The sequence below is a fragment of the Pedobacter aquatilis genome, from assembly GCF_030409415.1.
GTDB lineage: Bacteria > Bacteroidota > Bacteroidia > Sphingobacteriales > Sphingobacteriaceae > Pedobacter > Pedobacter aquatilis.
On the sequence record NZ_JAUFPW010000012.1, the window covers coordinates 408845 to 423092 of the forward strand.

Annotated in this window: 7 protein-coding genes; 4 read left to right on the forward strand and 3 right to left on the reverse strand. The window is 39.5% G+C overall.

What is annotated here, in order from left to right:
* Positions 1-120 precede the first annotated feature (120 nt).
* Both QWY86_RS05825 and QWY86_RS05830 read right to left on the reverse strand, forming a co-directional pair.
* The gene (locus QWY86_RS05825) at positions 121-1140 is read right to left on the reverse strand and encodes a PorP/SprF family type IX secretion system membrane protein (RefSeq protein ID WP_353958900.1); all 1020 of its coding nucleotides are present in this window, start codon (positions 1138-1140) and stop codon (positions 121-123) included.
* Positions 1115-7690: an Ig-like domain-containing protein gene (locus QWY86_RS05830; protein ID WP_290239720.1), complete on the reverse strand. Its 6576-nt coding sequence runs from the start codon at positions 7688-7690 to the stop codon at positions 1115-1117. The genes QWY86_RS05825 and QWY86_RS05830 overlap by 26 nt, the downstream gene beginning before the upstream one ends.
* A 1001-nt stretch (positions 7691-8691) precedes the next feature.
* On the opposite strand from QWY86_RS05830, the gene QWY86_RS05835 reads away from it, so the two are divergent.
* Genes QWY86_RS05835 through QWY86_RS05845 form a run of 3 tightly spaced genes read left to right on the forward strand, consistent with a single transcriptional unit; the run spans position 8692 to position 10163 of the window.
* Positions 8692-8907 carry a helix-turn-helix domain-containing protein gene (locus QWY86_RS05835; protein WP_290239722.1) on the forward strand — a complete coding sequence of 72 codons (216 nt, stop codon included), beginning with the start codon at positions 8692-8694 and terminating at the stop codon, positions 8905-8907.
* Positions 8897-9232 (forward strand): HipA N-terminal domain-containing protein, encoded by a 336-nt coding sequence (locus QWY86_RS05840; protein WP_290239725.1) that lies wholly within the window; start codon positions 8897-8899, stop codon positions 9230-9232. The genes QWY86_RS05835 and QWY86_RS05840 overlap by 11 nt, the downstream gene beginning before the upstream one ends.
* A complete protein-coding gene (locus QWY86_RS05845; RefSeq protein ID WP_290239727.1) occupies positions 9225-10163 on the forward strand; it encodes a HipA domain-containing protein in 939 nt (312 codons plus the stop codon). Before QWY86_RS05840 ends, QWY86_RS05845 begins: the two co-directional genes overlap by 8 nt.
* Before the next feature lie 673 nt (positions 10164-10836).
* Here the strand turns inward: QWY86_RS05845 and QWY86_RS05850 are convergent.
* Positions 10837-11553 carry a golvesin C-terminal-like domain-containing protein gene (locus QWY86_RS05850; protein WP_353958904.1) on the reverse strand — a complete coding sequence of 239 codons (717 nt, stop codon included), beginning with the start codon at positions 11551-11553 and terminating at the stop codon, positions 10837-10839.
* Positions 11554-11976: 423 nt separating this feature from the next.
* Between QWY86_RS05850 and QWY86_RS05855 the strand changes: the two genes are divergently transcribed.
* The gene (locus QWY86_RS05855; RefSeq protein ID WP_290239729.1) at positions 11977-13356 is read left to right on the forward strand and encodes a sensor histidine kinase; all 1380 of its coding nucleotides are present in this window, start codon (positions 11977-11979) and stop codon (positions 13354-13356) included.
* Positions 13357-14248: the final 892 nt, after the last annotated feature.

Here is a 14248-nt window from a genome sequence, read left to right on the forward strand (position 1 = left end):
ATATAGTATTCCTCTGCAGACTTGCAGGACGGATACAAGGGGAAGGGCAGTAAACTAAAGATATATTTTCTCATCTAATACCCTAATTATCATAATTGATATTAGTACAGCAAATTCAAGTTAAAAAACTGGGCATCTAATACCGCGATAATTGGCTGACCGTCTTTTAAAGAAAGTTAGAGAAATTTCAAATGTGTTGCTTCGAATTCCATTGTTTGCCAGAGCAGGATTTATATCATAGCTTAACCCCAGGGTGAAGTTATCTAACGTAACGCCCGCATAAGGGACAACGGCATCTTTTACTCGCAGATTTGCTCCTGCCAGAAGCGCAGCGCTCTCTCCATAAGGAATAGATACATAAAGCCCCGCCATTCTTTCTTGTGCATTCCCTTGCCTCGCATACAAGAGATGAGGTATTACAGATATATTATTTTCAAGCTTTATGCTAGCGCCAAGGTTGAATAAATATCTCATTGGTAGTTTCATTTTCCCTTCCGAATCCACAAATGGGTCAACTGGCTGGGTGAGATGATTAATAGAAAAGGCGGCATATAAATTGACCATTTTTAGAGGATTGGTATCGAAAAAAGCGATACCGGCACCGGCATCCAAAGCCGTGGATGCCTTATTGTTAAAATTGTCTGCGCTCGGCAAAAACGGGCTAAAACCAGTTCCTTCCTGGTATTGGTCGCCAAGCTGAAATGTTGAGGAGTCGAAACGCCGATTTAAAAATCCAACATTTAAACCAAAGGTAATGTGGTAATCCTCATTGAACCCTAATTTGACACCTGTGTAAGCAAGCGACAGGGCACCATTTAAATATCCATATCCTCCACTTGTTGCCCGTTGATTGAGAATATTAAAACCAATATTAATATTTTGGTTGGTGGAAACTTCTGCAGATAAGCCTGAAGTGCTAAATGTGTTTGCGTTGCCAAAATTTTGGTTTCGATGAATCAAAGTAGCTTTATAATCTATGTCAGTCGCTCCGGTTAATGCTGGATTCATCCATAATGGATATGCATAATACTGTGAAAAGTGGGGATCTACTTGGGCTAAAAGTTTAGCGCAGCAAATACCCATTATGCATAACAAAATTGAAAATGCCCTCATACTACCTAAGCAAATTAATTGCACCATTCTTAGTCATCTCCTCACCATCTTTAAACCGAATCACGCATTTATATACGTAAACACCCACTGGTTGCATAACCCCTCTAAATGTTCCGTCCCATACTGGATCCTGTTGCCTGCCTTTATAAATTAGCTCGCCCCATTGAGAGTATATAAGTAATTCTACCATTTCTATTCCCGTTCCAAAAACCTTAAAGACATCATTTTTACCATCGCCGTTCGGTGTAAAGGTATTAGGTATGAATAAATCCTTTTTGGTATCTGCTCGAAGATCTAATGTGGCAGATGCTAAACATCCATTTTCCGAAATTGCATTTACAACAATTTTCAAATCCTTTTGCATAATGAATGTCTGAGTAGTCGCACTAGCATTCTCAAATAAATTTGATGGCGACCAGCTTAAAATTTTATATTTTAAATTTGAATTCACATTGACTAACACTTTTGATCCATAGGGGATTGATTTTGTGTTGGCATCCAAAGTTATTGCGAATGCTTGCTCCACTACATTTATCGCGTTTGAACTAGGACCTTCGCAGCCTGAGGCGTTTTTATTTCTGACTGTATACTTGCCCGATGAGCTCGCTATTAAAGTTGAACTATTTGCACCCGAAATCATTATTCCATCCTTAAACCATTGGTTATTTTCAGAAGCAGAGGATGTTAAGGTTATGCTACCGCCTTTACATATAACCAGGTTTGCTTCACTATTGATAACGGGGGCTGGCAAGATTGGATTTACTATTACCCTGACTTGATCAGAAACGGGAATTACACAGCTTGCATTGCTTTTGGTTGCAACTGAATACTGGCCAGCAACTTTTGCTAGATAAGTTTGCCCGGTTGCTCCTGCAATAGCTTCTCCATCTTTGTACCATAGATTATCTACTACACTTGATGACTTCAGTAATACCGCCTCACCCTCGCATAATTCCAATTTACCTTGAGCGGTAATCGAGGGTTTGTAGGAATTTGAGACTACGTTAATAGAGATAAAGTCTGAGGATTCGCTCGAACAGTCTGAAAGGTTCATCGTTTGGACACTGTATTTACCTGTCTTGTTGACGCGTAGCGTTTGTCTATTTTCACCAGCTAATGCATTCCCATTGTTGAACCACTGATAAGAAGTAGCGGAGCTCGCTGAAAGCATTATCGAGCTGCCCTCACAGACTTCCGTAGGACCTGACACGGTAATTATCGGCTTTTCAGGTTTTGCAAGTATTGTTACAACAATTTTAGACCTAGCGCTCTCGCAGCCCGACGAAGCTGTTTGTGTAACAAAATAATTTTTACTGCCAGTCGAAGATGTAGAAGGAGTCGGAGGTTTTGGCAGGAAATTTCCGAATTCATCGTACCACTTCAAATTTGCTCCTGTTGCAGTAAGCGCCTGCGCTATTTCATATTGGCAATATTTGATATTTTTAACAACAGGCGGTTCAGGCAATGGATTTATATTTATCCTCACCTGGGTTTTAATACCTTCACAACCAGAAGCAGATGTTGAAGAAACATAGTATATAATAATGCCCGCTATAGCAGTTGAGGGCGTTGGCGCAGCATCCAACCGATTACCTGAAGCGTCGTACCATGCTAACATCGAACCATTAGCACTTTCTGAACTTAAAGGCTCAACATTTTTCTCATTTTGACAGTAGCTAAGGTTCTTAACGATAGGCGCTGCTGGAAGAGCAATAATTTCTACTGTAACTTTAGCCTTTTCACTTTCGCATCCATCTGGGGAGGATTTCTGGCTGACAAAATACGCTTGTTCCCCTGCCTGGGTTGTTGACGGTGTTGGCGCATTATCTAACTGGTTGCCTGAAGCGTCATACCAGATGAAAATCGCATTAACGACTCCTTTTGCAGTCAAGGGCTGGATGTTTTGCTGCCCCTGACAGTAACTAAGGTTCTTAACAATAGGCGCTACTGGAAGGGCAGTAATTTCTACTGTAACTTTAGCCTTTTCACTTTCGCATCCATCTGGGGAGGATTTCTGGCTGACAAAATACGCTTGTTCCCCTGCCTGGCTTGTTGACGGTGTTGGCGCATTATCTAACTGGTTGCCTGAAGCGTCATACCAGATGAAAATCGCATTAACGACTCCTTTTGCAGTTAAGGGCTGAATGTTTTGTTGCCCCTGACAGTAGCTAAGGTTCTTAACGATAGGCGCTGCTGGAAGAGCAATAATTTCTATTGTAATTTTAGCTTTTTCACTTTCACATCCATCTGTTGAGGATTTCTGGCTAACAAAATATATTTGTTCCCCTGCCTGGGTTGTTGACGGTGTTGGCGCATTATCTAAACGGTTGCCCGAAGCATCATACCAGGTGAAAAGCGCATTAACGACTCCTTTTGCAGTTAAGGGCTGGATATTTTGCTGTCCCTGACAGTAGCTAAGGTTCTTAACGATAGGCGCTGCTGGAAGGGCAATAATTTCTATTGTAATTTTAGCCTTTTCACTCTCACATCCATCTGGGGAGGATTTCTGGCTAACAAAATATACTTGTTCCCCTGCCTGGCTTGTGGACGGCGTTGGCGGATTATCTAACTGGTTGCCCGAAGGATCATACCAGCTGAAAATCGCATTAACGACTCCTTTTGCGGTTAAGGGCTGGATGTTTTGCTGCCCCTGGCAGTAGCTAAGGTTCTTAACGATAGGCGCTGCTGGAAGATCAATAATTTCTATTGTAATTTTAGCTTTTTCACTTTCACATCCATTTAGGGAGGATTTCTGGCTGACAAAATATACCTGTTCCCCTGCCTGGCTTGTTGACGGCGTTGGCGGATTATCTAACCGGTTGCCCGAAGCATCATACCAGCTGAAAATCGCATTAACGACTCCTTTTGCGGTTAAGGGCTGGATGTTTTGCTGCCCCTGGCAGTAGCTAAGGTTCTTAACGATAGGCGCAGCTGGAAGAGCAATAATTTCTATTGTAATTTTGGCTTTTTCACTTTCACATCCATCTGGGGAGGATTTCTGACTGACAAAATACACTTGTTCCCCTGCCTTGCTTGTGGACGGCATTGGCGCATTATCTAACTGGTTGCCTGAAGCATCATACCAAGTGAAAAGCGCATTAACGACTCCTTTTGCAGTTAAGGGCTGAATGTTCTGTTGCGCCTGACAGTAGCTAAGGTTCTTAACGATAGGCGCTGCTGGAAGGGCAATAATTTCTATTGTAATTTTGGCCTTTTCACTCTCACATCCATCTGGGGAGGATTTCTGGCTAACAAAATATACCTGTTCCCCTGCCTGGCTTGTTGACGGCGTTGGCGGATTATCTAACTGGTTGCCTGAAGCGTCATACCAGCTGAAAATCGCATTAACGACTCCTTTTGCGGTTAAGGGCTGGATGTTTTGCTGCCCCTGGCAGTAGCTAAGGTTCTTAACGATAGGCGCTGCTGGAAGGGCAATAATTTCTATTGTAATTTTGGCCTTATCACTTTCGCATCCATCTGGGGAGAATTTCTGGCTGACAAAATACACTTGTTCCCCTGCCTTGCTTGTGGACGGCATTGGCGCATTATCTAACTGGTTGCCTGAAGCATCATACCAGGTGAAAATCGCATTAACGACTCCTTTTGCGGTTAAGGGCTGGATGTTTTGCTGCCCCTGACAGTAGTTTAAATTCTTAATTTCAGGCGCTGCTGGAAGGGCGATAATTTCTATCGTAACTTTAGCTTTTTCACTTTCACAATCATTCGAATTCTTGCGGGACACATAAAAATCAATTTGCCCAGCTTCTAAAGTTTTCGGGATATAATTTTCTGATACTACAGCGCCCTTATTATCATACCATATCAGTCCTGATTCATTATAGAGTTTTGCAATGGGAGTGGCAACTTGATTTTGACATAATGCCAATGTTAAACCTGGTAAAGCTGCTGGTCTACTATTAACAGTTACAGTAACAGAAGCAGAAATTTCATTACATCCCGATGCAGTTGCAGTTATAATCGCATTGCCTGCGAAGTCTCCAGCCCAGGTTACCGTTCCAGTTGATCTTTCTACAGAGCCTGCTGTACCCGGACTTAAACTATAAGTGATTGTTTCACTATTCTTTGCGGTTGCTGTATAGGTATCATCACCTAATCCAGAACATCTGGAAAGTGTTAAACCAGGGGAAAATATTGGCATCTCAACCAAGCCCTTTACGACAATTACCCCATGCTTGGATACCCGAATACCCCCAGTTGTAGTAATGGTATACGCTAAACCCGAAGTGGTTGTTGTAGCGGTCGGTACCCCTTTAATTGTCACTGTTTTACTGTCTGAATCATAACTATATGAGATGCCTTCTGGCAGTCCGGTTACTACTGCTCCGGATGCCCCACCGCCAATTCTGTAAACAATATCATCCATTGGAGCATTGATGCATATAGTCCGGTCTGGTGGGCCTATAGAAATTAGTTCAATTTCTCCAGGAACTGTCGAAGTGGATGCCGAGCTAATGTCATTATCAGGATTACTGTCAAACTGCTGGCCAGTTATTTTCGCAGTATTCGTGTGTGTACCTTCAGTCAGCACTTTAGCTTTAATTAAAAGTGTTGATTCACTCCCAGCGGCCATTGATCCAATTGACCAAACCCCTGTTTGCGCATTATAGCTTCCGACCTGAGCGCTACTGGAAACGAAGCCATAATCAGATGGAAGTAAATCACTAACAGATACGCCTATTGCTTCGCTAGTACCCAGGTTTTTGGCTTTTAAAGAAAAGGTAATAACCTGGTCTATTTCTGGAAGAGCTATATCTACTGTTTTTTCAATCCCCCTATCTATGTTACATAGAGAAATGATTAGTGGCAGAGATTGCGCGCTTGTTCCGCATTCCAGATTAGAACTCACCGTATAATTCCCTGATTTTGTAGCAGTGTAGGTATTTTCATGTGCGTCCTTGATTTCGTTTCCATTAAAATACCATATGTAGGGTCCAGGATTGGATGGATCGGCAGTTAGTTTCGCGCTAGAGCAATCCGTTTGTTTTACGGTAGGTTGCAGCGCCTTATCGGGAAATCTGGAAATGAAATTTGACATTGAGAAATCGCTGCTTTGCTGTACCATGGAAATAGTCAATCTGCTAGAACTATATATGGAGAGGATATTAGGCTTTCCTATGCTTATATCTGTAAATTTAACCAAAAATAGCCCACTCGAACCAAGCGGTTTTCGTGTACCTACCCCAGCAATCTGTTCGATATCAGCACCATTATAATTTACTGTCCCGCCCTGGGTCGTTAGGAATATTTTGTCTTCACTTTTGGTCAGAATATATCCGAAATAAGGGAGATTAGTGTTATAAGAAACATCCCGGTAAGAGGTGAACTTGAAGGTCTCTACCTTTCGAGAGCCAGCACACTGTGCGATTGGAACAAGAGTTGCTATATCTACTTCGCAGCCACCACCTGAGGAGACCCCACCGGTACCTGAAAACACAAGGATATTTTTGTCGGCCACTATCCTGGAAGAAGAAAATCTACCTGTATTGTTTGAGGAATTGTATGCCCCATTTATCCAGCCATGATTGAAAGTTTGGAAATCGCCGGCGGTTGGAATAATAATATCTTGCAGGCTTCGCTGAATACCATTTTCATCAAAAAACTCTATATGAACCTTAGTATTGGGTTCGGTAGCGACAATCGTCGTTTGCTCTGCAATTAAGTTTCCTTCCCCTCTAACGATAACATATTCCGAGCCAAGTGAGCTTACCGGGGGAATTGGATTATATGCGCCATCACCACAGCCTCCAGGTGCATCGAGTCTCGCGGAAGTATTCATCACAGATGGACCGGAAGATTCCACCAAGGTTCCAATCGGTCTTTGAAACAGATAACTTTGTCCTGCATTCAATGTGGCAACAACCGCCCCGCCAATTTTTATTGTGGTATTGTCCCCAATCGCCATAATACTATAGATTGGCCTTTCGGTTCCCGCCAAATCTCCGCTGCGATAATAACCGACCCTAAAAGAGGTGCCTATGCCAGCATCTCCAAAACTAAATAGAGAAGCATTACCTTTAATATTGGTATCGTTACCATCGCCCCCAAGTTCATCTGAGGCTATATTTCGAAGATTTACGGAGATTGATGCGTCTGCAGTAACAACAAGACCCGCAGCATTAATTACGGTATTAAGGTTGTGTATTGGAAGGTCTTTTGGAAGCCCACTAAATCTTTGTACAAAAGGAGTGCCTGCGCTGCAGGTAAAGCTAAACAAAAAGGTTCCGTCACTTTTTGTGATTGTGCCGCGAACTGGACCAGTACTTTCAGTGGTAACAACAATCTGATTAGCTTTACTCCAATATTGCCATGGAGCCGGTGCGATGTAATGTTTAGAATAGATTGGTGCTGCTGCTGGAGCGTTTAGAAACAACCTTTTGAAATTGATGTAGGTGTCGAGATTTAGCAGAGAAAATTTTTCAGGAAAATCACTTGTTTTGAGCTTTCTAGCCTCGCCAAAGGAAGAATTAAATCCGACTGCAGATGAAACGCCCGCTACCAGCAAACATGACATCATTAAAGTTAACGTAAAAACTCTTAATCTTATCCCCTTAATCATCAACCTCAATTATATTTCTTCAATGCTATTCGCTGAATTGAAGAATAGCCCAACATAAAAATTAATTTTTTCGGCCAAATAACTTTTTCCGTGCTACCAGTGATATGTTTCAACTCTATAGTCAATTCACAATGATAGAAAATAAAGATAGTTACATAATAATTAGCTGAGAAGCACGTTTAATAAATTTGTGATAAGGTCTGAGTATTAAACTATGACCTCACCATTTTTATTAAAATTTTTGTATTATAAATATTACATATTTTGACGACATTCGATTAACTTAACATTTGTAAGTATTTGAAATTCAATAAGTAAAACAATTGGCTATAAAACTTTTAGTGTTGGCTTTTTAAATTAGCCTCTAGCCGAAAATTTTACACAAAATATTTTAAAGGTGATATTTCAGATGTTTGATTTTAGGTACTATGCTCAGTTCTCGGGTTTCGATCTGAAAGATAGTCTATAAGAAGTTATACGTTAATGAGCGCGATATCTCTCAAAGTCTTCTTGAAGATTTTTTAATTACACTTCTGTGCCATCAATAGCTATTTATTTGAAGGATTTAAACGTAGTGTTCAGTGTATCCATGCAAAGTAGCCGGCGATCCTGATTGCTCTCCAAGTCAAGGATATTTTTAAAACTTCCGGCAATAGGAATATTCGCGATCGCGAATTGAATTTTAAGAGCAGCTTGATGAATACTAATTATTATTAAGCCTCTAATATTTCAGAATAGCAATGCGATAGCCGCATTTTAAACTAAATCTCTATGATCAAATCTTTTTCATAGCCATTATATGTTTTTTTATTTGTTTGCTGATTTATCATGAAGAGTTATATTAAATCCTCCAATCTATTACACCCTAGAGCACATCTTTAATAAGTATAAAACAATATACTACCCAATTAGCTAAAATTTGCGTTGTGAATAAATATTTTATACCCTATAAGGTATATTAAATTTAATTTATTGTATATTTATACCCATAAGGGTATAATATGAGTAATCCATTATCAACATTTGTAAAAACTCAACGCAAGCTGGTTAAACTCTCACAGGAGGAATTGGCATTCAAAGCTGGCGTGGGACTTCGTTTTCTTCGGGAATTAGAACAGGGAAAAGAGACGCTTAGGCTAGATAAGATAAATCAAGTACTTGAATTGTTTGGTAAACAGGTTGGTGTAACAAATATCGAGAACAGACATGTCGATTAGGTCAAAAGTATTATTTGGGAATAATCTTGCGGGATATCTGGAGAAATATGATAATGGTTATAGGTTTACTTATGACTCAAAATACCTAAGCAATGAAAGCGCTAGGCCTATAAGTCTAAGCCTTCCCTTATCACCATATCCCTATCAAAGCAGAATCCTATTTTCATTTTTCGATGGCCTGATTCCAGAGGGTTGGCTACTTAAATTTGCAAGAGAGGAATGGCATATTAAAGGAAGTGATCGCTTTGAGCTGCTCAATGCACTATGCAGGGATACTATTGGAGCGGTAACGGTATTTCCATCAGAGGAGGAAGATTATGAGTAAGTGTTATTTTTGCTATGAGCCGACCAACTCAGATTTAAGCTACCATACCAGATGCTGTAAAAGATTCTTTGGTACAGTCCAGCTTCCTGAACTTGATTTAGATGAAGAAATTCTATCCGAACTTGCAAGGGAAACTGTTCATAACCGAATTGCTATTACGGGTGTTCAACCTAAACTCTCTGTAAATTTGGAAACCATCAAGAATAAAAACCGGTTAACCATTGTTGGACTATGGGGTAATTATATTCTTAAGCCCCAAAGCCCAGAGCGGCCTGCTATGCCCGAAGTTGAGGACTTGACCATGCATCTTGCTCAGCATTTTAAGATCAATACTTGCGATCATGCGCTTATTCCAACCACCAGCGGAGAGATGGCTTACCTTGCCAAAAGATTTGATCGGGTTAATGGCAAGAAAGTTCATGTTGAGGACCTTTGCCAGGTAGGTGGTTTCCAAACAGAACAAAAATATGACAGCTCATATGAACGGTGTGGTAAACTGATAGCCACTTATGCAACCAACGCGCAGCTAGAGGTTATAAACTATTTTGAGCTCTTGGTATTTTCATTCTTAAGTGGTAATAATGATATGCATATGAAAAACTTTTCCCTTCTTCATTCGGGTAATGATAACAAGATTAGTTTGTCACCGGCCTATGATCTTATAAACGCAAAATTAATAAATCCCAAGGATCAGGAAGACACAGCCCTTTTACTGAATGGGAGAAAGAAGAAAATTAGTCTTAAAGATTTTGAAAAGCTATCAGCCTCACTTGGTATTAGAGAAAATGTAGTGATTAGAGTTATAAAAAGATTCAGCTCTGCAACTCCATCAGTTAACCTAATAATAGAGAAATCTTTTCTTAGCGATTCCCATAAGTCCGATTATAAAAATATGTGGGCGGATCGATTGGCAAGACTAAAGAATGTATAGGGCAATTTCAGTAAACTGGATTTTAGAACATCGTCTGAGTGTGCGCACTTAGTGGATATTTCGTCAAATTTGGTTTTCTATCACTTTTGATGAAAACAATGTGATTAGATTTCTAACTCATAAATGACATTCATTGTCTTGAAAATATTCTTAGAAGCCAGATTTCGTATTCTTCACCAAAAGTGACGAAGAAAGCGGATGCTGAACCCACCCTTGTGTATTAAAGATCTAAGAATGGACCATGTTGACCCCCTTCTTCAATTTTTGGCTTACTTAGGTAAATAATCTTTTACCTAAAGGAGTGTGAAATGGCTGGAAAACCGGAATCAATTAGTCAGACAAAACAATTATTACGCCTTCACCGACAGGCGATTCCATCAAAAGCATAGCCTGCAGTCTAGGTATCAATAGAATGCCGTTAAGATGTCGATATTTCTAAACCCGAAAGTTATTTATATCAATAACCATGTTTGGCTATTAGAAAATGCAATGTTCATTTTTTTGTCTGTTGAGGTATCATGAACGTCTGGATTTCTCAATTAGATTATACCCTTAAGGGTACAAATTGATGTATTGAAGGATTAATTATACCCTATAGGGTATCAATGGCCTGATTATATCAGGCCATTGATTGTTTTTCATAAGCAGATGTAACCATGGAGTTGTCTGAATTCTACTTTTTATCAGGCACGAATAGAATCGCATCAGCAGTTATGATTGCATCTGCACCTTTATTATTGAGCTCAACAAAGGCAACCTTTCCAGCACTTAATTCATAGTGGCCAAGTGACACCCATTCACCCGAGGTCTGGCCAACAATATTGATTTTTGCATCTTCAATGACTACCTGTTTTTCTTTTAATCCATCAAATACTTTAACGGTAGTTTGTGTGGAAGCCTTTTTCTGCTTCGGGTAGTAAATGAATAGCTGATAGCTCCCTTTTTTAATGATGTTAGGCTGATAACGAATACTTGAGGGCTCGCCAGTTGCAGGTGAAATATAGTAATCAGGACCATATCCGCCGTATGTCTGGCTCTGCCATGCACCCGTTTTAGTAACCTGGTGCGTATCATCATTATCTACAATGATTTCCAGCGGACTATCATCTAATAGCGGATTGGCTTTCAACGCAGACTGAACTTTGCTTACCTCCACGCGCTGCACTGCCAGTTTATTATTGATTGCTTCCACTGCTGCAGATTGGCCAAGTACCATAAATACAGGCTCCATACGTATCGAGCCATAAGCGATGTGGCTTGCAGAAAGGCACAATGGAACTAAAAGGTTCGCAGCCTGTTGTTCTTTTGGAATAATCGCCCGGTAGGAAATCGGGTAGGGGCCGAATCCGCCCTCTTCAACATTCCCTTCATTTATGCTAATTTGACTTATTTAAAATATCCTTTATCAAAATTAATAAATTTTATTTTTATATTAATGCTAGAGGGAAAAGGCTGCTGCTATATTTTATAAAGCCTTTCACTAAGTTTCTTAGGGCTTTTCATCTTTCTTTGGCAATTTATTTTCAAATATTTCTTTTATAATCCAGTTTAAATTTCATCTTCCATTAATAGTTTGATAATCAGTAAATTTTGGATAATGGATAAATTAGGAAAGATTGATATCATCCAATAGAAATAGATTTGTTATAAATTATTGTTCCAAATAACAGTTAAATAATTAATTTCAGCTTTTATTCAGCTTAACACCTTTTGGATAGCATTCAGCATACGCGTAATAAAATAGGAGAAGAAAATACGTTTCTTCTCCTATCTAAACATGGAACTAGAGCTACTCAGTCTTTGAAACTATACCATGGCGAAACTTATTAATTTTAATTTTCTTTTTTCTCGAGCAAAAAATGGAAAAGCCAGCTTTTGGTTAGCACTCGTTGGCAGCCCAGCCCAGTTTTCTTTGGAAAGGAGGGTATTTCATTCCGTTAGTATCGGCCTGATTGCCGCATCGATGATTTATGCGCCCTACAACTTGATTGCAGGCCTATATGTCGGGTCTGTTTCTGCGGTATTGATATGCCTATTCTTCGTTTATCAGTATTATTATTCCCGATTCCAAAATAAACCACACAATAGTACACTTTTCGGACTTACGGGATTGTTAGTTTTTGGAATTAATTATTTTGCAATTGCTGGTACTAATGGATCCACCGACATCATCTGGCCAGCATATTTGCTGGTTTTGCTGGTTATTTCGCCTTATCAGCAGCACCTGAAGTGGCTGGTTATTTATCTGTTGTGGTTTTTTGCTTTGCATACCGTTGGATACTATTATCCTGAATTTATAAAATATCCCTTTACTACGGTTGAGGGTGAATTTATTGACCGAATGACTGCTTTTCCATTGCCAGTGTTCGTTATTTATATCGTTGTCAGGTTTATCAGACGCAGTTATGATTTTGAACGCATGGACGCCCAGCAAAAGACAATTGCAATAGAAAATAGCAAAGCGCAGATTTTGCGGCAGAAAGACGAGCTGGAACAGCGCAGTTTGGAGAAAGACAATTTGATGTCCATTATATCCCATGATTTGAGGGCACCTTTAGTCAATATTCAAAATTACCTTAGTCTGTTAAATAAAAACAGACTGGGAGCTGAAGAGAAACGTGCGATTGAGAAATCTTTGGAAAATGCCACCAGCCATACCATCACTATGCTTTCCAATTTGTTGAACTGGTCCAAATCTCAGATGGGCGGGTCTGTTGTGCAGCTTGAGAAAGTAAATGTGCTGCAAGTGCTTGAAAGTACCATAGAAATGGCACGTGACTATGCACAAAATAAAGACATTACACTTATTAATTCTATCCCTTTTCATTTAATGGTCTTGGCCGATGTAAATATGCTGCAAATCGTTATGCGCAACCTGACCAACAATTCGATAAAATTTACTGCAAACGGTGGTATGATCCGTATTAATGCTCATATCGTCAACGATGATTGTGAGATTTCAATAATCGATAATGGGAGAGGGATCGCACCCGGCGATCAGGAATCTATTTTTTCGATCAAAGCAGCACCCACTTACGGTACAAATAATGAAAAGGGAGTTGGACTGGGCTTAGTGTTATGTAAGGAGTTTATAGAGCGTATGGGCGGTAAAATCGGATTTGAAAGTATTTTAAATACAGGCTCTAAATTTTTTATTTCCCTACCCATGGCGAATGATGTAAGGAAAGGTTGATAGACGATCTAGCAATTAAAATCTCCGGTCTTTCGCTTTCGGAAAAAGAAGGCTTGGGACAGATGAAAGAGGCCTGAATATCTGTCTTCAGCATTGTGTAAAATATTGATGTAGAACCATGGTTTACGAACATCAATAAAAGGCTGATAAATTGAATAAGGGTACTATGTCATTCTAGACAAAATTGGAAAGACTTTTTCCATTAAGAATAAGAAGGGTGGGATAGAAAGGGAGGTTTGATAGTGAAATATATCCTAAAACTTCAGGACTTCGCTGAAATCCTTATAAGTCGCAAACTTAAAGTATGGATCACAGGGGTAGTATAATGTTCTGGATTAGTCTGTTGGGAAATCTCACCGCGTTATTATAGTAATAAAACTATTTTGCTGCAGAATGCATATTTAATTTTTCAATTTTTCTATCGGAATATCGCTTGAGTAGTTTTGGTCCGACAATTAAAATAAAGAACGCGGCAAAAGAAAAAATTGCTTGAATCACGATATTAATTTTTGCAATAGAATTTATACTGGTATTATCAGTAATGTACAACAGGCGATAAATGCTTCGAAAAGCCAAGATGATTAAAAGATAAGAACTCAACTGGAATCGTCTTTTTATCAGCACATAAGCAAGATATCTTAATACAAGAATTCCTGCCATAATAGCAAAGTCTATCAAGCTACCAGGGTCATCTAAAAAAAGATTCGCAATTCCTAGAACGAAAGTCCCGAATATGAGATTTGAGGATATCGAATACCTATTTCTTTTGAATATAAAATTCATTATCAGCCGAAAAAAATTTAGAGGTAGAAGGAAACTCAAATATCAGTTAAAAGAATTAAAAATCAAATTTATTGTGGTTTTAATGCTACGATGCGTGTTAATTTAATGA

What these genes read in the sequence shown, in the direction of transcription:
- QWY86_RS05855 (WP_290239729.1), top strand. Translation starts at nt 11,977, where the DNA reads ATGGCGAAACTTATTAATTTTAATTTTCTTTTTTCTCGAGCAAAAAAT.
- QWY86_RS05840 (WP_290239725.1), top strand. Translation starts at nt 8,897, where the DNA reads ATGTCGATTAGGTCAAAAGTATTATTTGGGAATAATCTTGCGGGATAT.
- QWY86_RS05845 (WP_290239727.1), top strand. Translation starts at nt 9,225, where the DNA reads ATGAGTAAGTGTTATTTTTGCTATGAGCCGACCAACTCAGATTTAAGC.
- QWY86_RS05830 (WP_290239720.1), bottom strand. Translation starts at nt 7,690, where the DNA reads ATGATTAAGGGGATAAGATTAAGAGTTTTTACGTTAACTTTAATGATG.
- QWY86_RS05835 (WP_290239722.1), top strand. Translation starts at nt 8,692, where the DNA reads ATGAGTAATCCATTATCAACATTTGTAAAAACTCAACGCAAGCTGGTT.
- QWY86_RS05825 (WP_353958900.1), bottom strand. Translation starts at nt 1,140, where the DNA reads ATGGTGCAATTAATTTGCTTAGGTAGTATGAGGGCATTTTCAATTTTG.